General features: G+C 71.5%; 22 protein-coding genes. 8 read left to right on the forward strand and 14 right to left on the reverse strand.

The window, feature by feature from the left end:
- The first annotated feature begins 36 nt into the window (after positions 1 to 36).
- Positions 37 to 897: a 1-aminocyclopropane-1-carboxylate deaminase/D-cysteine desulfhydrase gene (locus tag ACIG5F_RS21450; protein ID WP_396519967.1), complete on the forward strand. Its 861-nt coding sequence runs from the start codon at positions 37 to 39 to the stop codon at positions 895 to 897.
- A 32-nt stretch (positions 898 to 929) separates the two neighbouring features.
- Complete coding sequence (locus tag ACIG5F_RS21455; protein ID WP_396519969.1) at positions 930 to 1658, forward strand: SAM-dependent methyltransferase; 729 nt, start codon at positions 930 to 932, stop codon at positions 1656 to 1658.
- 423 nt (positions 1659 to 2081) lie between these two features.
- On the opposite strand, the gene ACIG5F_RS21460 is transcribed toward ACIG5F_RS21455, so the two are convergent.
- A complete protein-coding gene (locus ACIG5F_RS21460) occupies positions 2082 to 3020 on the reverse strand; it encodes a DNA polymerase domain-containing protein (RefSeq protein ID WP_396519971.1) in 939 nt (312 codons plus the stop codon).
- Between the two features lie 83 nt (positions 3021 to 3103).
- On the opposite strand from ACIG5F_RS21460, the gene trpM reads away from it, so the two are divergent.
- The 3 genes from trpM to trpA are packed head-to-tail and all read left to right on the forward strand — an operon-like array spanning position 3104 to position 5256.
- Positions 3104 to 3238, forward strand: coding sequence for a tryptophan biosynthesis modulator TrpM (gene trpM, locus ACIG5F_RS21465; RefSeq protein WP_396519973.1), 135 nt, complete (start codon positions 3104 to 3106; stop codon positions 3236 to 3238).
- A gap of 45 nt (positions 3239 to 3283) precedes the next feature.
- Positions 3284 to 4477, forward strand: a complete 1194-nt coding sequence (gene trpB, locus ACIG5F_RS21470; RefSeq protein WP_396519975.1) for a tryptophan synthase subunit beta — start codon at positions 3284 to 3286, stop codon at positions 4475 to 4477.
- A gap of 2 nt (positions 4478 to 4479) precedes the next feature.
- The gene (gene trpA / locus ACIG5F_RS21475) at positions 4480 to 5256 is read left to right on the forward strand and encodes a tryptophan synthase subunit alpha (RefSeq protein ID WP_396519977.1); all 777 of its coding nucleotides are present in this window, start codon (positions 4480 to 4482) and stop codon (positions 5254 to 5256) included.
- On the opposite strand, the gene ACIG5F_RS21480 is transcribed toward trpA, so the two are convergent.
- The 9 genes from ACIG5F_RS21480 to ACIG5F_RS21520 all read right to left on the reverse strand — a co-directional run bounded on the left by ACIG5F_RS21480 (position 5239) and on the right by ACIG5F_RS21520 (position 12303).
- Positions 5239 to 5811, reverse strand: a complete 573-nt coding sequence (locus ACIG5F_RS21480; protein ID WP_396519979.1) for a cupredoxin family copper-binding protein — start codon at positions 5809 to 5811, stop codon at positions 5239 to 5241. The two genes, trpA and ACIG5F_RS21480, sit on opposite strands and share 18 nt — an antisense overlap.
- Entirely contained in the window at positions 5808 to 6191 is a 384-nt protein-coding gene (locus tag ACIG5F_RS21485) for a hypothetical protein (RefSeq protein ID WP_396519981.1), read from the reverse strand. Before ACIG5F_RS21485 ends, ACIG5F_RS21480 begins: the two co-directional genes overlap by 4 nt.
- Positions 6192 to 6272: 81 nt before the next feature.
- Positions 6273 to 7187: a plastocyanin/azurin family copper-binding protein gene (locus ACIG5F_RS21490; RefSeq protein ID WP_396519983.1), complete on the reverse strand. Its 915-nt coding sequence runs from the start codon at positions 7185 to 7187 to the stop codon at positions 6273 to 6275.
- A 26-nt stretch (positions 7188 to 7213) separates the two neighbouring features.
- A complete protein-coding gene (locus tag ACIG5F_RS21495; RefSeq protein WP_396519985.1) occupies positions 7214 to 8149 on the reverse strand; it encodes a CopD family protein in 936 nt (311 codons plus the stop codon).
- Positions 8110 to 8616, reverse strand: coding sequence for a hypothetical protein (locus ACIG5F_RS21500; protein ID WP_396519986.1), 507 nt, complete (start codon positions 8614 to 8616; stop codon positions 8110 to 8112). The genes ACIG5F_RS21495 and ACIG5F_RS21500 overlap by 40 nt, the downstream gene beginning before the upstream one ends.
- Before the next feature lie 109 nt (positions 8617 to 8725).
- A complete protein-coding gene (locus ACIG5F_RS21505) occupies positions 8726 to 8983 on the reverse strand; it encodes a PLDc N-terminal domain-containing protein (protein WP_396519988.1) in 258 nt (85 codons plus the stop codon).
- 2 nt (positions 8984 to 8985) lie between these two features.
- A complete protein-coding gene (locus tag ACIG5F_RS21510) occupies positions 8986 to 11343 on the reverse strand; it encodes a glycoside hydrolase family 65 protein (protein ID WP_396519989.1) in 2358 nt (785 codons plus the stop codon).
- Positions 11340 to 12035, reverse strand: coding sequence for a beta-phosphoglucomutase family hydrolase (locus tag ACIG5F_RS21515; RefSeq protein ID WP_396519991.1), 696 nt, complete (start codon positions 12033 to 12035; stop codon positions 11340 to 11342). The genes ACIG5F_RS21510 and ACIG5F_RS21515 overlap by 4 nt, the downstream gene beginning before the upstream one ends.
- Before the next feature lie 4 nt (positions 12036 to 12039).
- Complete coding sequence (locus ACIG5F_RS21520) at positions 12040 to 12303, reverse strand: DUF3040 domain-containing protein (protein WP_396519993.1); 264 nt, start codon at positions 12301 to 12303, stop codon at positions 12040 to 12042.
- 144 nt (positions 12304 to 12447) lie between these two features.
- Between ACIG5F_RS21520 and ACIG5F_RS21525 the strand changes: the two genes are divergently transcribed.
- Together ACIG5F_RS21525 and ACIG5F_RS21530 are read left to right on the forward strand one after the other, a co-directional pair.
- Positions 12448 to 13014, forward strand: a complete 567-nt coding sequence (locus ACIG5F_RS21525) for an SRPBCC family protein (protein WP_396519995.1) — start codon at positions 12448 to 12450, stop codon at positions 13012 to 13014.
- The gene (locus ACIG5F_RS21530; protein WP_396519997.1) at positions 13011 to 13178 is read left to right on the forward strand and encodes a hypothetical protein; all 168 of its coding nucleotides are present in this window, start codon (positions 13011 to 13013) and stop codon (positions 13176 to 13178) included. The genes ACIG5F_RS21525 and ACIG5F_RS21530 overlap by 4 nt, the downstream gene beginning before the upstream one ends.
- A gap of 137 nt (positions 13179 to 13315) precedes the next feature.
- Here ACIG5F_RS21530 and ACIG5F_RS21535 read toward each other — a convergent pair whose 3' ends face one another.
- A complete protein-coding gene (locus ACIG5F_RS21535; protein WP_396519999.1) occupies positions 13316 to 14524 on the reverse strand; it encodes a sensor histidine kinase in 1209 nt (402 codons plus the stop codon).
- Between the two features lie 57 nt (positions 14525 to 14581).
- Between ACIG5F_RS21535 and ACIG5F_RS21540 the strand changes: the two genes are divergently transcribed.
- On the forward strand, positions 14582 to 15610 hold the full coding sequence (locus tag ACIG5F_RS21540) for an acyltransferase family protein (RefSeq protein ID WP_396520001.1): 1029 nt from the start codon (positions 14582 to 14584) through the stop codon (positions 15608 to 15610).
- Here the strand turns inward: ACIG5F_RS21540 and ACIG5F_RS21545 are convergent.
- The 3 genes from ACIG5F_RS21545 to ACIG5F_RS21555 form a co-directional block, all read right to left on the reverse strand.
- Positions 15582 to 16388 carry a helix-turn-helix domain-containing protein gene (locus ACIG5F_RS21545; protein ID WP_396520003.1) on the reverse strand — a complete coding sequence of 269 codons (807 nt, stop codon included), beginning with the start codon at positions 16386 to 16388 and terminating at the stop codon, positions 15582 to 15584. The two genes, ACIG5F_RS21540 and ACIG5F_RS21545, sit on opposite strands and share 29 nt — an antisense overlap.
- 20 nt (positions 16389 to 16408) lie before the next feature.
- On the reverse strand, positions 16409 to 17545 hold the full coding sequence (locus ACIG5F_RS21550; protein WP_396520005.1) for a hypothetical protein: 1137 nt from the start codon (positions 17543 to 17545) through the stop codon (positions 16409 to 16411).
- Positions 17546 to 17623: 78 nt separating this feature from the next.
- Positions 17624 to 18382 carry an STAS domain-containing protein gene (locus ACIG5F_RS21555; RefSeq protein WP_396520007.1) on the reverse strand — a complete coding sequence of 253 codons (759 nt, stop codon included), beginning with the start codon at positions 18380 to 18382 and terminating at the stop codon, positions 17624 to 17626.
- Between the last annotated feature and the right edge of the window lie 51 nt (positions 18383 to 18433).

Raw genomic sequence — 18433 nt, forward strand, 5'->3', positions numbered from 1 at the left:
CCTGTCGGCGACCCGAACGGGCCGTAGAGTCGACGGGTGCAGGCCGTGACCTCCCCGCTGACCGAGTTGCGCGACGACCGGCTGCGCGCTCGGGACGTTCGCCTCTACCTCAAGCGGGACGACCTCATCAGCCCCGAGATCCCCGGCAACAAGTGGCGCAAGCTCAAGTACAACCTCATCGCCGCGCGTGAACGGGGACACGACACGCTGCTCACGTTCGGCGGCGCGTACTCCAACCACATCCGGGCCACCGCCGCGGCCGGCGCGCGATTCGGGTTCGACACCGTCGGCGTCATTCGCGGCGAGGAGCACCTGCCGCTCAACGATTCGCTGTCCCAGGCCGTTTCCCACGGCATGCGACTGGCCTATATGGACCGTGCCACCTATCGCCGCAAGGCCGAGGCCGATGTGCTCGACACGCTAGCCGCCGAGTTCGGCGACTTCTACCTGCTGCCCGAGGGCGGCACGAACACGTTGGCATTACGCGGTTGCATGGAGCTGCCGGCCGAGATCGCCCCCGATTTCGACGTGCTGTGCTGCGCCTGCGGCACCGGCGGCACCCTGGCCGGCCTCGCCGCCGGCCTGCGGTCCGGCCAGCGTGCGCTCGGCTTCTCGGCATTGAAGGGCGGCGAATTCCTGGCCAGCGACGTCCGGCGGTTGCAGGTCGAGGCGTTCGGCGCGGCGACCGGCAACTGGTCCATCGCCTTCGACTCCCATTTCGGCGGCTACGCGAAACGCACCCCCGAGCTGGACGCGTTCGTCGCCGATTTCCGTGCACGACACGACGTCACGCTGGATTGGGTGTATGTGGCGAAGATGCTGCACGGTGTGTTCAGCCGGGTCCACGCCGGTGAATTCCCCGCCGGCACCGCCATCGTCGCCGTCGTGACCGGCTGAAATCCGATTGCGCCCGTCTGGACCCTGATGGGGTGACGTTGCCTCCATTGCACGAGGACCTGGTCTTCCACGGCCCGATGTCCTCCTACCGCGCCGACCTGCTCGTCCGCTCCCTGGCCCCGCTCGACGGCGCGCACGTCGTCGACCTCGGGTGCGGCTGGGCCGAGCTGCTGCTGCGCACCGTCGCCGCCGGCGCTACCGGCCATGGCATCGACCTGGACGCCGATGCCATCGCCCACGGCCGGAAACTGGCCTCCGAGCGGGGGCTCTCCGACCGCGTGACCCTGGAGGCCGGCGACGCCAGCACGTGGTCCGGCTCCGCCGATGTGCTGATCGTCAACGGCTCCACCGGGCTCTGGGGCGGCGATCCCGTGACCCACACCGTCAACGCCCTCGAAGCCGGCCGCCGCTTCCTCCGCCCCGGTGGCCGGCTCCTGCTCGGCGAAGGCTTCTGGGAACGCGAGCCCACCCCCGAGCAGCTGGCCGCCATGCCCGTGCCGCGCGAGCAGTACGGCACCGTCGCCGACCTCGTCGACCTCGCCATGGCCCACGGCTACCGCCTGCTGTGGCTCTCCCAGGCCAACCAGGACGAGTGGGACGAGTTCGAGTCCGGCCACGCCATCGCCCGCGAACGCCGGCTGCTCACCCACCCGTCGGACGACGAGGTCCGGGCCCGCGCCGACCGGCAGCGCGAATGGCGCCTCAAGGGCTGGCGGGGCGTGCTGGGCATGGTCTACCTGACCCTGGTCGTGCCGTCCTGAGCAGCCCCCGAATCAACGCTACTCGGCGAACCTGGCAGTCGGGCCGTGGCGACGGGACGGCTGCTTCCGCCGGTGCGGGCATGGTGTGGACGGGTGATTGAGCAGCCCCCGAATCAAGCCTACGTGTCGAACCTGGCAGGCCGGCTCTGGCGAGAGGACGGCCGATTCGGCAAGGGCGGGTGTGGTTCGAGGCCTGGCTGAGCAGCCCCCAAATCAAGCCTAGTCGGCGAACCTGGGAGCCGGGCTATGGCGAGAGGACCGGTCATTTTCGCAAGTGTGGGCGTGGTTGGGAGGGGTAGCTGAGCAGCCCCCGAATCAAGCCTAGTGGGCGACGCTGGCAGGAGCGGTTGACCAGCGTGAACGGTCATTGCCAGGTTGATCTGGTTGGCTGGATTTGGGAGCTGCGTTTTCAGGGGGGCGGGATCAGGTGCGGCGGGCGCGGGCGCGGCGTTTGCCTTCGTGCATGGCTTGGACGCGGGCGACGGGGATGGTGTGGCCCTCGGCGACGAGGTCGGCGGGGAGGGGGTGGGGCGGGGGCATGGCGGAGGCCCAGGGGTCGGAGGAGCCGAGGAGGCCGGGGGCGGTGCGGATGGTGAAGTCGGAGGGGGAGACCTGGTCGAGGGACTCCCAGGAGAGGGGGAAGGAGACGGGAACGCCAGGTCGCAGGCGGGGGCTGTAGGCGGCGGCGACGGTGGCGCCGCCGGCGCGGGTGGAGTCGAGGAAGACCTTGCCGTGGCGGTCTTCGACGATGAAGGCGGTGGTGGCCAGCGCGGGGTCGAGGCGTTCGGCGCGGGCGGCGATGGCGCGGGTGGCGGCGGCGACGTCCTCGACGCCGGAGGCGGGGTCGACGGGGACGAAGATGTGCACGCCCTTGGAGCCGCTGGTCTTCACGGCGCCGGTGAGCCCGCAGACGGCGAGGGCCTGGCGGATGAGGTGCGCGGCCTGGACGACGAGGCCGAAGGAGTCGCCGGCGGGAGGGTCGAGGTCGAGGACCATGTGGGTGGGGTGGGCCCACTGGTCCAGCTGGAACAGCGTGGGGTGGTACTCGACGGCCCGCTGGTTGGCGAACCAGAGCAGGGTCCGGCGGTCGTTGCAGAGGGCGTAAGAGATCTCACGCTTGGAGGCCTCGGCCCAGATCGGCTGCCGCCGCACCCACTCGGGCGTGTACTTCGGCAGGTTCTTCTGCATGAACGACGGCTGGTCGCGCAGCGCCCGGATCACTGACAGCGGCCGGTCGGCCAGCACGGGCACCAGGCGCGTGTGCACGGCGTCGAGGTAGTCGACCAGGTCGCCCTTGGTGGCGTCGGCCCCGTCGAACAGCGGTTGGTCGAGATTGGTCAGCGCGACACCGTCCCGTTCCATGGCACCACCATCCCCGGGTGCGCGCGCCCCGGCAACCCGTGACCGGTTGTGTCGGCGACGGTCGCGGTACTAGTCTCCGGCTCATGACGAACGACGCGCGCTTCGGCGGGGCCCCGCGGGGCTCGCGCTCGCCCGCGCGTCGGATCAAGGGCCGCCGGGTGCGGTACCACATCGGCTGCGAGCCGGGCCAGGTCCGCGGGATGCGATGGCACGGCTGAGTTCACTCAGCCCACCTTTCGTTTTCCCGTAAGGACAACTCCACCATGTTCTTCCATCCCGCCGTCGGCGACGGGACGGGCGTGTTCGGCCGCTTCGGCGGCCAGTACGTGCCCGAGGCCCTGGTCGCCGCCATCGACGAGCTCGCCGCCGCCTACGACAAGGCCCGCACCGACGAGGACTTCGCCGCGGACCTGGACAGCCTGCTGGCCGACTACGCCGGCCGGCCGACGCCGCTGACCGAGGTCCCGCGCTTCGCCGAGGCCGTGGGCGCACGGGTCTTCCTCAAGCGCGAGGACCTCAACCACACCGGCTCGCACAAGCTGAACAACGCGCTCGGGCAGGCGTTGTTGGCTCAGCGCATGGGAAAGCCGCGGATCATCGCGGAGACCGGGGCCGGCCAGCACGGCGTGGCCACCGCGACCGCGTGCGCCCTGCTCGGCATCGACTGCACCGTCTACATGGGAACGTTCGACACCGAACGACAGGCGTTGAACGTGGCCCGCATGCGCATGCTCGGGGCTGAGGTCGTGGCCGTGCCGACCGGCGCGGGCACCCTCAAGGACGCCACCAACGAGGCGTTCCGCGACTGGGTGGCCAATGTGGACAGCACGCACTACCTGTTCGGCACGGCCGCCGGGCCGCACCCGTTCCCGACGATTGTCCGCGACCTGCAACGGGTTGTCGGCGTCGAGGCGCGGGAGCAGATCCTGCGCCGCACCGGCCGGCTGCCCGACGCCGTGCTGGCCTGCGTCGGCGGCGGCTCCAACGCCATCGGCGCCTTCCACCCGTTCCTGGACGATCCGACGCGGTTGATCGGCTGTGAGGCCGGCGGCGACGGTGTCGCGACCGGTCGTCACGCCGCCGCCCTCGCCGGCGGCCGGGTCGGCGTGCTGCACGGCTCCCGCTCGTACTTCCTCCAGGACGCCGACGGCCAGACCGCCGAAACCCATTCGATCTCCGCCGGACTCGACTATCCCGGCGTCGGCCCTGAGCACTCGCATCTGCGGGACAGCGGCCGCGCCGAGTACGTGCCGGTCACCGATGCCGAGGCCATGGACGCCATGCGGCTGTTGGCCCGCACCGAAGGCATCATCCCGGCGATCGAGTCCAGCCATGCCCTGGCCGGCGCCATCAAGCTGGGCGCCGAGTTGGGAGAAGTGGTGCTGATCAACCTGTCCGGCCGCGGGGACAAGGACATGGACACGGCGGCGAGCTACTTCGAGCTGGTGGGGGAGTGACCATGTTCTCTCGTGACGAGAAGGCCCTGGTCGGCTATCTGACCGCCGGCTGTCCGACCATCGACGACAGTGTGCGGGCGTTGGTCGCGATGGCGGAAAGTGGTTGCGACGCCTTGGAGATCGGGCTGCCCTACACCGATCCGGTGATGGACGGGCCGGCCATCCAGGCGGCCAGCACGGCGGCGCTGCGCAACGGCACGCGGACCGAGGACGTGCTGCGCGTCGTCGAGCGGGTGGCGAGCCGGACCGGGGTGCCGGTGCTGGTGATGACGTACTGGAATCCCGTTGAGCAGCACGGGATCGAGCGGTTCGCGGACCGGCTCCGGGACGCGGGCGGGGCCGGGTGTGTGCTGCCGGACCTGCCGGTGCAGCACTCCGAGCCGTGGCGGCAGGTGGCGGCGGAGCGGGGCCTCGACAGTGTGTTCATCGCCGCCCCGAGTTCGACCGACCGGCGAGTGGCCGAGATCGCCGAGGCCAGCACCGGATTCGTGTATGCGGCCTCCACCCTGGGGGTGACCGGAATGCGGTCGGGCGTGGGCGGATCCGAGCTGGTGGCGAGGATCCGCGCGGTGACCGAGCTGCCGGTGCTGGTGGGCCTGGGCGTCTCGAACGGCGCGCAGGCGGCCGAGGTGGCCGGCTTCGCCGACGGGGTGATCGTGGGGTCGGCCATCGTGCGACGGATGCTCGACGCGCCGGACGCCGCGACCGGCATCGAAGGGGTGCGGGAGTTGTGTCGGGAGCTCGCCGACGGGACGCATCGGCTACTCAGCCGGGCGTGACGCGATCAGCAGCAGGCACAGCGTCGCCACCGCCGCCACGAGTCCGGCGACCAGCAGCATCGGGTCCAGTGTGGACTGTTCGACCGGGGCCATGGCCTGCATTGCCGGAGGGGCCTCGGAAGTAGTGGTCGGCGGCGCGACCGTCGTGGTTGGACGGGCGACCTCGACGGGCGCGCCGCCGGTGGCCGGCCGCCGGGCCACGGTGGTGGTGCGCATGGTCATCGCGGTGGTCGTCGGGGCGGCCAGGACGGTGATCTGCGCCTTCATGTCCGGGTGGATGGAGCAGATGTAGGCGTAGACGCCGGCTTGGGTGAAGGTGTAGGTCCATGACTGCCCGGTGGACAGCGTCGGCGAGCGCAGGGCGACCGGGCCGCCGGTGGTGGTGACGTCGTGCGGGGCCTGATCCTGGTTGGTCCAGGTGATGGCGTCGCCGACGTGCACCGTCAGCGACGCCGGTGCGAAGGCGTACTGCGCCATGGTGACGGCCTGCGTCGCGGCGAAGGCCGGGGCGGGAATGAGCAGCAGCAACAACAAGACCGCCAGGATTCGCTTCATCGGAGGAACTCCATCGCGGCTTCGATCCGAAGTGGACGGTGGCCGGTGGCCGCCGCGACGCCGGAGGCGGCGAAGACCAGGCTGGTGTCGTCGATGTGCACGACGCGAGCGGTGAGGCGCAGACCGTGCCGGCGACCGCGCAGATCGAGCCGGCCGGTGATCAGCAGCTGCCGGCGGCGCTGGGCGAACACGGTCGCGGTGATCAGGCCGGGCAGGGTCAGCGTGGCCCCGTCGTCGATGGTCAGGGAGCCGCCGTCGGTGGGGATTCGCCGGTGCAGGAAGGGAAAAGGGGTTCGTTCGAGAACGCAGCCGGCCAGGGAGTAGGCGCCGGGCGGGGGCAGGGGCAAGACCGCGGCGGGCAGGACGGCGGTGTCAGACATGGGCGGGGTCCTTCGAGAGGGGCCGGGTGACAGGCCCGCAGCGGGCGGCGTTGGCCGCTGCGGGCCGAGAGGTGCGCCAGGTCAGCAGGTCAGCTGGTTGAAGACCGGTTCGAGCATGTTCTCCACCAGCACGGTGTGGGTCTTGACGTACTGGTTGACGTCGAGGATGTCGGCGACCTGCTGGCCGAGGGACTCGTCGAGGTGGGCGGCCTTGAGGTGGGCCAGGAAGGGCGCGAGCACGTCCTTGACCGCCTGGTCGGCGTCACCGTTGAGAATGGGGGTGAGCATGTTCTCGATCAGCACGGTGTGGGTCTTGATGTACTGGTCGAGGTTGAGGATGTCGGTGACCTGCTGGCCGAGGGACTCCTCCAGGTGGGCGGCCTTGAGGTGGGCGATGAAGGGCGCCAACGCCTCCTTGACGGCGCAGCCGCTGCCCGGGGTGGAGGTGGGCATGGTCATGGTGGGCGATGTGGTGGTGGGCGGGGGAGCGGTGGTGGTGCTGGTGGGCGGCGGGGGAGTGGCGCCCTGCACGGTGACGGTGGCCTTCATGTCGGGATGCACGGCGCAGTAGTACGAGTAGGTGCCGGCCTGGGTGAAGGTGTAGCTGAACGTCTGACCCTGTTGCAGGGTCGGCGAGGCGAACTTCACGGGCCCGCTGGTGACGGTGACGGTGTGGGGAGCGGTGTCCTCGTTGGTCCAGGTCACGGTGTCGCCGGGCGAGACGGTGATGCTGGCGGGGGTGAAGGCGTAGTTCTTGATGTCCACGGCGATGGCGGCGGACTCGGCGGCCGGCGAGTACTGGGCGACGGCGGCCTTCTGGGCGTCCACCACGGACGCGGGCAGGGTGGCGGTCTGGGCGACGGTCTCGGGGCTGGTGGTGCGCTGGTCGTCGGCGCGTAGCGAGGTGAGCGCGAAGACGGAGCCGGCGACGGCCAGCAGGGCGAGCGCGGGCAGCAGCAGGCCGCGCCGGCGCGCGGGCAGGGGTGGTTGGTCCACTTCGGATTTCCTTTCCCAGAAGGACGTCAGCGACCGGGGCTGGCCGTGACGAGAACGCTCGCGGCGACGAGCACGAACACCACGAGCACGGTCTCCGCGGTGACGGAGTAGATGAACGGCCGGACGGTGCGCACGTCGCCGCGCAGCACGACGGCGAAGTCCAGCCGCCGGCCCACCCAGGCCTTGCTGGCCTGGGCGGCGGCCAGCACGAGGGCGAGCACGCCGACCTTGACCAGCAGGATCCGGCCGTAGTCGGTGCCCAGCAGGGCATCCACCGAGCCGAGCGAGTGCCAGGCCAGCACCACGCCGGCGGCCACGACCGCGGCCACGCTGACCATGGCCAGCCGCGAGTAGCGCGGGATCACCCGGGCCAGCTCGTCCGGCCGCCGCCGCGGCAGCACGCCGAACAGCAGCACCACGAGGCCGCCGATCCACAGCGCCATGCCGAGCAGGTGCACGAGATCGGCCAGTTCCACCAGCACGGCGCCGGCGTCGGAGGTGTGCCCGGTCAGGCCGACCGCCCGCAGCAGGCCGAGCCCGACAGCCAGCGCGCCGATCCGCCACGCCGTCGATCGGGCGGCGTTCTCCTTACGCTGCAACAGATCGGCCAGCACGACGCCGCCGAGCAGCCACAGCAGCGCGATGGACAGCCACACCCGGCCGAAGTCGGTGGCCAGCACGGTCGCCACCAGCGGCCACCCGATCGGACCGCCGCCGGCCCACACGCCCTCCAGCACGACGGTCGCGATCGCGCCGGCCACACCGAGCAGCCATCCGGTGGTGATCACCCGCCGGGCGGCCCGCACCCCGCCGCCGGCCGGCCACAACAGGGCGACAAAACCGCTGCCGCCGAGGAAAAGGGCGATGCCGAGATAGTCGACGAGCCTGGCCAGCACGTACCAGGACCGTGCCGCGTCGACGCTCACCGCGTCGTGGTGGTCGTGGTGGTGACGGTCGGGCACGAGCCCAGCAGCGTGTCCACCAGCGGCGGCAGGCCGACGCCGGACACCACCGGACCGAGCAGCGGAAGTCCTTGCACGCCGGTGATGAGCGGGTTGATCACCTGGGGGACCAGGCCGGGCGTGCACGTCGGTCCGGTGGTGCTCGTGGTGGTGGCGCCGGGAGTCGTGGTCGTGGTGGGCGTCGCCGTCACCGTCACGACCGGGGTCGGAGCGGTCGTTGTTGTTGCCACGGAAGGGTTGTCGGCCGGAGCCGGGTAGTCGGCGGGCTGATACCCGCCACCGCCGCCGGCCTGGTCGCCGCCGCCGGCCGCGGTGGCCGGCGGCGGGGCGGCGCCGGTCGGGGCCGGCGCCGCCGCCACGCCGGTGGTGGTGTGGTGCAGGCCGAGGCCGGAGGCGAAGCCCAGGACCACGACCACCGAGCCGACCAGGCTCGCCGCCACCACATGCTCGCGCCGTAAGGAGATCATGTGACTGCTCCCCGCTGCCGCCCGGCGGACGGAGCGGACTGCTCCGTTCGCTCGCCGTTGTGCGCGTCACAGTGGAGCAGGGACGGCATGACAGGTAGTGACCAGCCAGTCACCGGTCGGTAAAGCCGACCTCACCGCCGGGAAGATCGGGTTGTGCGGTGCGCCGACGGCCCCAGCCGAAGTAGGCCATGGGGCCGAAGAAGTTGACGCCGATCGCCAGCGCCCACGCCCACTTGGGGCCCCGGACCCTGGCCGCCGGGCGGATCGCGAGATCCAGCCAGGCGGCCAGGGCCAGCACGATCTGGACGAACCCGATGGCGACGATCTGCCGCCGCCGGTGCGGGCTCAGCTCGTTCCAGCGGGCCATGGTCAGTCCTCGTCCGACGACGGCGGCTGGTCGCGGCGGCGCGGGGCCCGGCCGGGCGGTTGCACGCTGGGCCGGACGCGGGGCGCGGGCGGAATGGGCAGCTCCTGCGGTGCACCCAGGCGCACCGTCCGTCCATGGTGGACGATCGTCAGCTCGTCGGGGCCGGCCACCTCGTACCGGGCCGAGCCGGGCGTGATGGTCACCCGCAGCCGCGATTCCCGTTGCCGCACGGTGAAACGCAGCCGGGACAGGCCCGGCGGCAGCCGTGGCGCGAAGGACAGGTCGCCGCCGTCCTGGCGCAGGCCGCCCAGGCCCATCACCAACGCGACCCACGCCCCGGCCAGGGACGCGATGTGCAGGCCGTCGGCGGTGTTGTGCTCCAGGTCGGCGATGTCCATCAGGGCGGCCTCGGCCAGGTAGTCGTGGGCCAGCTGCAACTGGCCGACCTCGGCGGCCACCACGGCCTGCACGCACGCCGACAGGGAGGAGTCCCGGACGGTGATGCGCTCGTAGTAGTCGAAGTCGCGCGCCTTCTGCTCGGGCGTGAACTCCTCCGGGCACTGCATGATCGCCAGCACCAGGTCGGCCTGCTTGACCACCTGCTTGCGGTAGATGTCGAAGTACGGGTGGTGCAGCAGCAGCGGATAGGTCGAGTGCTCGAAGTCCCACACCTGGTGCCGGGTGAAGCCGTCGGACTGCGGGTGCACGCCCAGCGCCGAGTCGTACGGGATCATCACCGCCTTCGCGGCGTCGTGCCAGGCTGCGGCCTCCTCCTCGTCGACGCCGAGTTCGCGGGCCCGGTCCGGGAACCGGTGCACGTACTCGTAGGCGGCGAGCAGGTTCCGCTTGGCCATCAGGTTGGTATAGACGTTGTTGTCGGCGATCGCGCTGTACTCGTCGGGCCCGGTCACGCCGTCGACGCAGAACCGGCCCTCGCTGTTGTGGTGCCCCAGCGACCGCCACAGCCGCGCGGTCTGCACCAGCAGCTCGATGCCGGCGGTGGCGGCGAAGTCCTCGTCCCCGGTCGCGCTCACGTACCGGGTGACGGCGGCGGCGATGGCCGCGTTGAGGTGGAACGCGGCGGTGCCGGCCGGCCAGTAGCCGGAGCACTCCGCGCCGGTGATGGTCCGCCACGGGAACGCCGAGCCCTCGAAACCCAGCTGCTGGGCCCGTTCCTGGGCCAGCGGCAGCGTGTCCTGCCGCCACCGCAACGCATGCGCGACCGATTCCGGGTACGTGTAGGTGAGCACCGGCAGCACCAGCATCTCGGTGTCCCAGAAGGCGTGCCCGTCGTAGCCGGGCCCGGTCAGGCCCTTGGCCGCGATGGCCCGCCGCTCGCCCCGGGCCCCGGCCTGCAACACGTGGAACAGGGCGAACCGGACCGCCTGCTGCACCTCGGCGTCGCCGTCCAGCTCCACGTCGGCGTCCCGCCAGAAGGCGTCCAGGAACTCCTTCTGCTCGGCCACCAGGCCGTCCCAGCCGGTCTGCTTGGCCGCCGACAGCGCGGCCTCCACCTGGTCCCGCAGCGCCGGCACGGACCGGGTGCTGGACCAGCCGTAGGCGACGTACTTGGCGAAGCCGAGCTTCTGGCCCGGGGCCAGCAGCGTGCCGACGGTGAACCGGCCCAGGTCCGGCTCGACCTCGGTCAGGCAGGGCGGGGCGTCGTCGCCGAACATGATGTGGTCCATCGCCGCCGCCACGCCCAAGCCGCTGTGCTCGACCCGGTGCACCAGCACCGCCTTGGAGTCGCCGGCCGCATGCATGACGGCGTTCATCGGCCGCTCCAGCACGGCCGAGGCCCGCGGGTCGTCGTCCTTGGGCGCTGGCATCTCCTCGTTGGCGATCAGCTCCGACTGGATCACCACCCGCACCGGCTGGCCGACCGCCTCCACCTCGTAGCCGATGGCGGCCACGGCCCGCTGGGTGAACGAGACGAGGCGGGTGGAGCGGACCTTCACCGCCTTGCCGGCCGGGGACACCCAGTGCAGCTCGCGGGTCAGCAGGCCGGTGCGGAAGTCCAGCGTGCGCTCGTGGCTGACCAGGGTGCCGTAGCGGACGTCCAGCGGCTCGTCGTCGACCAGCAGCCGAATGGCCTTGCCGTTGGTCACGTTGATGACGGTCTGACTGGATTCCGGATTGCCGTAGCCGCGTTCGGCGTAGGGCAGCGGCCGGACCTCGTGCACGCCGTTGAGGTAGCTGCCAGGAAGCGAGTGCGGCTCGCCTTCGTCGAGATTGCCGCGCCAGCCGATGTGGCCGTTGGACAGCGCGAACAGGGACTCGCTCTGCGCCAGCAGATCCAGGTTCAGCGTGCACTCACGCAGCCGCCAGGGCTCGACCAGGAAGTCGGGATTCGGGATCACAGCAGGTCCGCCAGATCCTTGACGACGATGTCGGCCCCGTGCTCGCGCAGCGCGTCGGCCTGGCCGACCCGGTCCACGCCGACCACGAAGCCGAAGTTGCCGGCGCGGCCGGCTTCCACGCCGGCCAGGGCGTCCTCGAACACCACGGCCTGCGAAGGCTCCACACCCAGTTCCTTGGCCGCGGCCAGGAACGTGTCCGGCGCGGGCTTGCCCTTGAGCCGCCGCACGGCGGCCACGATGCCGTCCACCTGGGCCTGGAAGTAGCCGTCCAGGCCCGAGGCGGCCAACACCTCGCTCGTGTTGGCGCTGGAGGACACGACCGCGCGGGGGATGCCGGCGGCGATGGCCGCGTCGAGGTAGCGCACGGTGCCCTGGTAGGCCTCGACGCCGTCCTTGTGGATCAGCTCCTGCACGAGGTCGTTCTTGTGGTCGCCGATGCGGCGGACCAGGTCCTCGTCGTACTCGATGCCCCGGGCGGCCAGGAAGGAGCGCACGCCGTCGGCCCGGGGCTTGCCGTCCACGTACTCGTCGTAGTCCACGACCGGGTCGAACGGCTCGTAGGGATCGCCCCGTGAGGCCAGGAACTCGTCGAAGGCCTGCTGCCACGCCTTCGCGTGCACCACCGCTGTCTTGGTCAACACGCCGTCCATGTCGAACAACAGAGCCCTGGTGGACTCCGGGACACCGAGCATGGGGTCACTCCCGTCGGCTACGCCTGTGGTACCGGTACAGCAGCCCGGTGCACGCCGCGGCCATCACGAACCCCCAGATGGCCAGCGTGCCGCTCGCGCAGACACAGCCCAGCACGAACAGGGCGAGGCCGAGAATACCCGTGGACAGCACGAGCCACCGGTGTCGAGCCACCCAGCCCTGGGCCAGTTTCTGTGCTAACAGGGGATCGTCTCTGGTCAGCCGCTGCTCGATCTGCTCCAGCGCACGGCGTTCGTCGTTGCTCAGCATCGACCGCTCCACTCCAACCCGCCGGTCCGGGCCGCCCGGACCACCCTGTCGGGGATACCGCGTTCCCGACCGGGGGAAACGCCCGACGGTTGAGCGTCGGCGACCCGTGGTACCCCGACTGTACGACGAGAGGAGCTCGCAGCGATGACCAGCATCGAGCGCACCATCGACGTCCAGGTGCCGGTGCGCACGGCGTACAACCAGTGGACCCAGTTCGAGTCGTTCCCGTTCTTCATGGAGGGCGTGGACCGCGTCATCCAGCTCGACGACCGGACCACCCACTGGGAGACCACCGTCGCCGGCGCGCACCGCGAGTTCGACGCCGAGATCACCGAGCAGCACCCGGACGAGCGGGTCGCCTGGCACACCATCGACGGCCCGTCGCACGGCGGCGTGGTCACCTTCCACCGGCTCGACGAGCACTCCACCCGGGTCAGCCTCCAGATGGAGTTCGAGCCCGAGGGCCTGGCCGAGGCGGCCGGCGCGGCGCTGGGCATCGTCGGCGGCCGGGTCAGCGGCGACCTGCGGCGGTTCAAGGACTACATCGAGGAGCAGGGCCACGAGACCGGCGCCTGGCGGGGCAACATCGACGCGCCCCCGCAGACGCCGATGCCGCACCCGCCGCCGCCGGAGCACGACCCGGCCGTCGACGACGCGCAGCCGTTCTATCCCGCCCTGCCCGGCCCCGTGACGCCCTGGATGCGGCCGTGACGATCCCGCAGCCCATGGACCCCGAGCCCCAGCCGGACGAGAACCGACCCATCGGCGACCCCCGGCCGGGGCACGGTTCAGGCCCCGTCGCCCCCGACGACCCCGACGCCCCGGAGGAACTGGAGGACCCCGTCCCCCTCGACGACCCGGACGACTACCCCTGATTCCTACCGCCGACTGACGCCATGGCGCCTTGATCTTGGTGGGGACGCTTGGAAGGGGGCTTTCCTTCACTCGGAGTGAAGGAAAGCCCCCTTCCAAGCGCGAGAGGGGGTGTGAGAGGGGTGCGCGAGAGGGGGTGTTAGGTGGGGAGGGTGAGGCGGATTTGGGTGGGGCCGCCGGCGGGGCTGGTGATCTCCAGGCGGCCGTCGAACACGGCCAGCCGGCGGCGCAGCCCGGCCAGCCCGCCGCCGGCGGATTCGGCGGCCCCGCCCCGGCCGTCGTCGGCCACGTCGACCACCATCCGGCCGTCCTGCCGCGAGAGGGAGATCCGCACCCGTGAGGCGTGGGCGTGCTTGGCGGCGTTGGTCATGAGCTCGGCGACCCCGAAGTAGAGGGCGGCCTCGATCGGGGGATCCAGCCGCGGCTGGAGATCGGTCGACACGGTGGCGTCGAGCGGGCTGTCCAGGGCCAGCGCCCGCAGGGCGTCGACGAGGCCGCGTTCGTTGAGCACGGGCGGGCTGATCCCCCGCACCAGGTCACGGAGTTCGGTCAGTGACGCGGCGGCGCCGGCCCTGGCCTCCCGCACCAGCTCGACCGCCTGCACGGGATTGGTCTGCATCAGCTTCTCGGCGGTGGCCAGGGCCATGCCCAGCGCCACCAGCCGGGCCTGGGCCCCGTCGTGCAGGTCCCGCTCGATCCGCCGGATCTCCGAGGCCTGGTTGACGGTGAGATCGGCACGCTGGGCCGTCAGCTCGTCGACCCGGTCGGCGAGGGTGGGCCTGGGGGCGGAGCGCAGGAACCGGACGGCCAGCGGCACGGCGAGCCGCCACATGTACGGGGAACTGCCGACCGTGACGATCACCCCCAACACCGGGTTGACCAGGAACGCCAGCGCGACGCCGCCCAGCGGCACGGCGGTGATCAGCCCGACCGTGAACGGCGCGATGGCCAGGAATCGCACGTCACGCCAGCCGGCGGGATCGTTGAACCGCTTGCGCCACCACAACTCCCGCCGGGCGTCCCGCTCGGTTTTCGAGTACGAGTAGCCGTTCCACCAGTAGCCGGTGGCCAGTTGCGTCACGGCGCCGAGCGCCCGGTAGCCCTCGGGCAGCTCGGCCCCCGTCCAGTCGCCGATCAGCTGCCGGACCGTGCGGCCGACCGGGCGGGCCAGCAGGAACGCGCCGATGACCGCCCACACGAACAGCGCCGTCCACGACCACGGGCTGCCGCCGATCCAGAGCCACAGCCCGACCGATCCGCCCCAGAGCACCGGCACGACCATGCTCAGCCCGCACAGGACGCACGCCCGCACGAACCCGACGCCGGCGGACACCACCCACTTCCCCATGGCGTTCACTCTGCATCACCCGATCGGTCCGCGACGGCCGATCGCTAGTGTGCCCCGGTGAACAGCCACCGGGGCAATGCCTTCGACCTGCTGCGCCTGGGCGCGGCCCTGCTGGTGGTGGTCGGCCACTCCTGGGTCCTGACCGGCCACGAGGATCCGCTGACGTTCCTGTCCGGCACCAACGCCGGCGACCTCGGCGTCGGGGTGTTCTTCCTGCTCAGCGGCTATCTGGTGTCGTCGAGCTGGCTGAGCGACCCGTCGCTGAAGCGGTTCGCCGCGCGGCGGGCGCTGCGCATCTACCCGGCGTACGCGCTGGTGGTGCTGGTGCTGACGTTCCTGTTGGGGCCGCTGGTGACGACGTTGCCGGTGGGGGAGTACCTGCTCAGCGGCGGCGCCTGGCGCTTCCTGCTCGGCAATCTGTCGATCTTCCACGTCCAGTTCGACCTGCCCGGGGTGTTCGCCGGCAACCCGTATCCGGTCGCGGTCGACGGCTCGCTGTGGACGATCCGGGTCGAGGTGCTCTGTTACGTCGGCGTCGCGGCGCTGGGCCTGCTGGGCTTCCTGCGCTGCCGCTGGATCCTGGCCACGGTCGCGGCCGCGCTGATGCTGGTGGCCGCGGGTGTCGAGGTGTCCGGCTATCACGGCGTGCTGCTGCCGGGGCTGCTCGACTACCAGGCGGCGGTGCCGATCGCGTTCTTCGGCGTGGGCATGGCGTACCGGGAGTTCGTCGGCGCCCAGCCGCCGCCCTGGTGGACGCTGCCGGTGACGGCCCTGGTCTGGGCGGCGCTGTGGGTCACGCCGGCGGCCCCGGTCGGGGCGATTCTGTTCATCGCCGCGCTCACGTACACGATCGCCTTCCGCGCCCCGGCGGCGATTCAGCGCCCGACCGGCGGCTACGACCTGTCGTACGGCACGTATCTGCTGGCGTTCCCCGTGCAGCAGCTGCTGTCCGGGCTGCCGTCCGCGGCGAATGCGGCCCTGACGGCGGTGATCGTGCTGGCGCTGGCCGCTGTGAGCTGGCGGTTCGTGGAGCGGCCGGCCCTGCGGCACAAGCCGGCTAGGCCTGTGCCGGCAACGACTGGGTGAGCCTGGCCAGCGCCTCGGCGCTGGGTGAGCCGGCCTCGGCGTGGAACACCACCAGGGTCAGCGCGGTGCCGCCGATCGGCAGCTTCTCGCTGTGCAGCTCCAACGGGCCGGCGACCGGGTGCGCGAACCGGATCGTGTGGCCGGCGCGGGACTTGACGTCGTGCCGGGCCCACAGCTGCCGGAACCGCTCGCTGCGCTCTGACAGGCAGGCCACCAGTTCCACCAGGTCCGGGTGGTCCAGATCGGCCCCGAACTCGCCCCGGAGGATGGCCACGCCCTCGGCCACGGTGTCGTCCCAGTCCGGCCGCAGCTCCCGCTCGACCGGGTCCAGGAAAACGCTCCGCAGCAGGTTCACGCCGACCGTGTAGGCCGGAGACAGCACGGCGACGGCCCGGTTGGCGGCGACCACGGTGGTCAGCCGGTCGACCACGTAGGCCGGGGTCGCCGGCCAGCTGTCGACCAGCTGGAGGATGCTCGCCGGCACCTGCTCGGTCCGTCTCGGGGCCACCGGCCGGGCCAGTTCGTGCAGGTAGGCGGTGGCCTCGGCGTCCAGCCGCAGCACCGTGGCCAGTGCGTCCAGGACCTGCCCGGACGGGCGCTGGTCGCGGCCCTGCTCCAGCCGCATGTAGTAGTCGCTGCTGATGCCGGCCAGCAGGGCCAGCTCCTCCCGGCGCAGCCCCTGCACCCGCCGCCGGCCGCCGCCCGCGGGCAGGCCGACGTCGGCCGGGCGGATCTGCTCCCGCCGGGCTCGCAGGTAGTCGCCGAGACGGTTGGGCACGGTCACGACTATACGAAGCCTCAGAAACCGGCGTCGCGATAGGCGCTGAAGTCCAGCGGCGGGGCCACGTCGACCTGGTCGCACTGCGGGGCGTTGGCCCGGGTCTTGGGCCACTGGGTCAGGTAGAGGATGCGGCGGCCGCTGTCCTTGCTGCCCCGGGCGAAGCCGCCGGCGGCGGCCGGGTCGTTGTAGTACGACTCGCCGATGATCACCGGCTGGGCGCCGTAGCCCTGCCGGCGCAGCTGCTGGTCGTCGCCGACGAACTGGTTGTACTCGTCGCCGTAGATGTGGATGTCGAACACCGGCGGCGGATTGTCGCCGTAGACCTTGGCGACGTTGGGGATCTGGCCGGGATCGTTGCTGTTGACCGAGAATCCCACGGTGTCGTCGCGGCCGTACTTGGCGGTGTAGGCCTGCCACAGCTGCTGGTCGTAGCGCACCACCAGGCTCTGGCCGGTGGACGGGGTCAGCTCGTTGCCCAGGTCGATACGGTACGGCAGGTTGGCCGCCGTCACGACGTCGTGCACTTTCTGCACGAGTTGCCAGTTCTCCTCGTACAGGCTCTGCTGCCAGCTGCGCCACCCGCTGGGGCTGTTGGCGAAGATGGGGTTGAAGGCCACCGTCACCTCGGCGAAGCCGGCCGCCTTCACCGCTTTGAGCAGGCCGCCGAGGTTGGTCAGGTCGGACTCGGACAGCGTGCCGCCGGTGGAGTCCATCACCGCGCCGGAGGGGGCCGCGCCGTGGGCGTGGAACACGCCGATGGTCAGCCGGTCCTGGCCGGCCGACCGCATCCGGCCCAGCTGGTAGGAGATCAGGTCCGGCGCCTTGGAGAAGCCGCTGATGACGTTGTACGGCTCGCGATAGCAGCCGTTGAGGTAGTAGAAGTCGTAGTTGGAGCCGCCGGCGACCGGGGCCGGCGGGCCGGGACTCACCGTGGGCGACGGGGTTGCGGTCGGCTCGGGCGCGGGGCCCGGGGAGGCCGTCGTCGGCGGCGCGGGGTCGGTCGGCGCCGGGGCGGTGGTGGCGGTCGTGGTGGGGTCCGCCGGCAGCGGCGCGGCGACACTGGGCGGGACCTGGTCGGCGCCGGCCCGGACGACTGGGACCGCCACCGTCACCACCAGCAGCGTGGCCAGGGACAGGATGCGGCCGATTCGCATGGGCGACCTCCTCCGCGGGGATCACCAGCGTCGCACCACCGTCCGAATTGGACCGGGGAGCGCCGGTCCATTCCACCCTTACGGGTGATTGTCGACGCAAGCAGTGGTGGCCAGCATCGCCCAGACCACCTTGCCGCCGCTCCAGGTCGGCGCATAACCCCAGGCCCGGGCGATGGCGTCCACCATGAACACGCCGCGGCCGCCGGTAGGCGCCGTCCCGACGGTGAGGTGCCGCGGCCGCCCGGGATCGTCGTCACGGACGGCGATGGTGAGTACTCCGCGGCGCAGCTCCAGGCGTAGTTGCGCGCGAGAACGCCCGTGCAGCACGGCGTTCTCCACCAGTTCGGAGGCGATGATGCACGCGTCATCGGCCGAATCGCCCACGCCCCAGTCGATGCACGTGTCGGTGACGAAGTGGCGGGCCAGCGCGGCGCTGCCGGCGTCGTCGGGCAGATCCACCGAGGCGTGTTGACGTGGCGGCAACACCCCCAGCGATCGCACGGCCTCGGCCACCGAAGCGAAGGTCGGCACCACGCGGTCCAAAGCGGTGCGGCGCAACAGTTCCCGTATCGCGGTGTCGGAGACCGCCAGCACCACCAGCACTCCTGGCCACTCGGCCGCGCGGCGGGCCAGCGCGCCGAACACCCCCAGGGCGAGCGGCGAGGCCACCGTGGTCCGATCCAATTCGACCACCACTCCCGAGGGCTCGTCGGCCAGGCACTTCATCACGGCGGACCGCAGCCGGGCGACCGTGCGCAGCCCGATTTCACCGGTGAGGCCGACGATGGCGGCACGTTCGCGGCGCGCCACGTCGACCGTGAGTTTCGGGCTAGTCATGATTGTTCCCTGTCGCCTCCCTGCTTTTCCGGCGGGAGACTACCCCGGCCG

This window comes from Kutzneria sp. NPDC052558 (assembly GCF_044547355.1).
Classification (GTDB): Bacteria; Actinomycetota; Actinomycetes; order Mycobacteriales; family Pseudonocardiaceae; genus Kutzneria.

Excerpts from the sequence above, each read along its gene's own strand:
- ACIG5F_RS21460 (WP_396519971.1), bottom strand. The coding sequence starts at position 3,020 with ATGGAACGGGACGGTGTCGCGCTGACCAATCTCGACCAACCGCTGTTC.
- trpM (WP_396519973.1), top strand. The coding sequence starts at position 3,104 with ATGACGAACGACGCGCGCTTCGGCGGGGCCCCGCGGGGCTCGCGCTCG.
- trpB (WP_396519975.1), top strand. The coding sequence starts at position 3,284 with ATGTTCTTCCATCCCGCCGTCGGCGACGGGACGGGCGTGTTCGGCCGC.
- trpA (WP_396519977.1), top strand. The coding sequence starts at position 4,480 with ATGTTCTCTCGTGACGAGAAGGCCCTGGTCGGCTATCTGACCGCCGGC.
- ACIG5F_RS21480 (WP_396519979.1), bottom strand. The coding sequence starts at position 5,811 with ATGAAGCGAATCCTGGCGGTCTTGTTGTTGCTGCTGCTCATTCCCGCC.
- ACIG5F_RS21485 (WP_396519981.1), bottom strand. The coding sequence starts at position 6,191 with ATGTCTGACACCGCCGTCCTGCCCGCCGCGGTCTTGCCCCTGCCCCCG.
- ACIG5F_RS21500 (WP_396519986.1), bottom strand. The coding sequence starts at position 8,616 with ATGATCTCCTTACGGCGCGAGCATGTGGTGGCGGCGAGCCTGGTCGGC.
- ACIG5F_RS21505 (WP_396519988.1), bottom strand. The coding sequence starts at position 8,983 with ATGGCCCGCTGGAACGAGCTGAGCCCGCACCGGCGGCGGCAGATCGTC.
- ACIG5F_RS21515 (WP_396519991.1), bottom strand. The coding sequence starts at position 12,035 with ATGCTCGGTGTCCCGGAGTCCACCAGGGCTCTGTTGTTCGACATGGAC.
- ACIG5F_RS21520 (WP_396519993.1), bottom strand. The coding sequence starts at position 12,303 with ATGCTGAGCAACGACGAACGCCGTGCGCTGGAGCAGATCGAGCAGCGG.
- ACIG5F_RS21525 (WP_396519995.1), top strand. The coding sequence starts at position 12,448 with ATGACCAGCATCGAGCGCACCATCGACGTCCAGGTGCCGGTGCGCACG.
- ACIG5F_RS21535 (WP_396519999.1), bottom strand. The coding sequence starts at position 14,524 with ATGGGGAAGTGGGTGGTGTCCGCCGGCGTCGGGTTCGTGCGGGCGTGC.
- ACIG5F_RS21550 (WP_396520005.1), bottom strand. The coding sequence starts at position 17,545 with ATGCGAATCGGCCGCATCCTGTCCCTGGCCACGCTGCTGGTGGTGACG.
- ACIG5F_RS21555 (WP_396520007.1), bottom strand. The coding sequence starts at position 18,382 with ATGACTAGCCCGAAACTCACGGTCGACGTGGCGCGCCGCGAACGTGCC.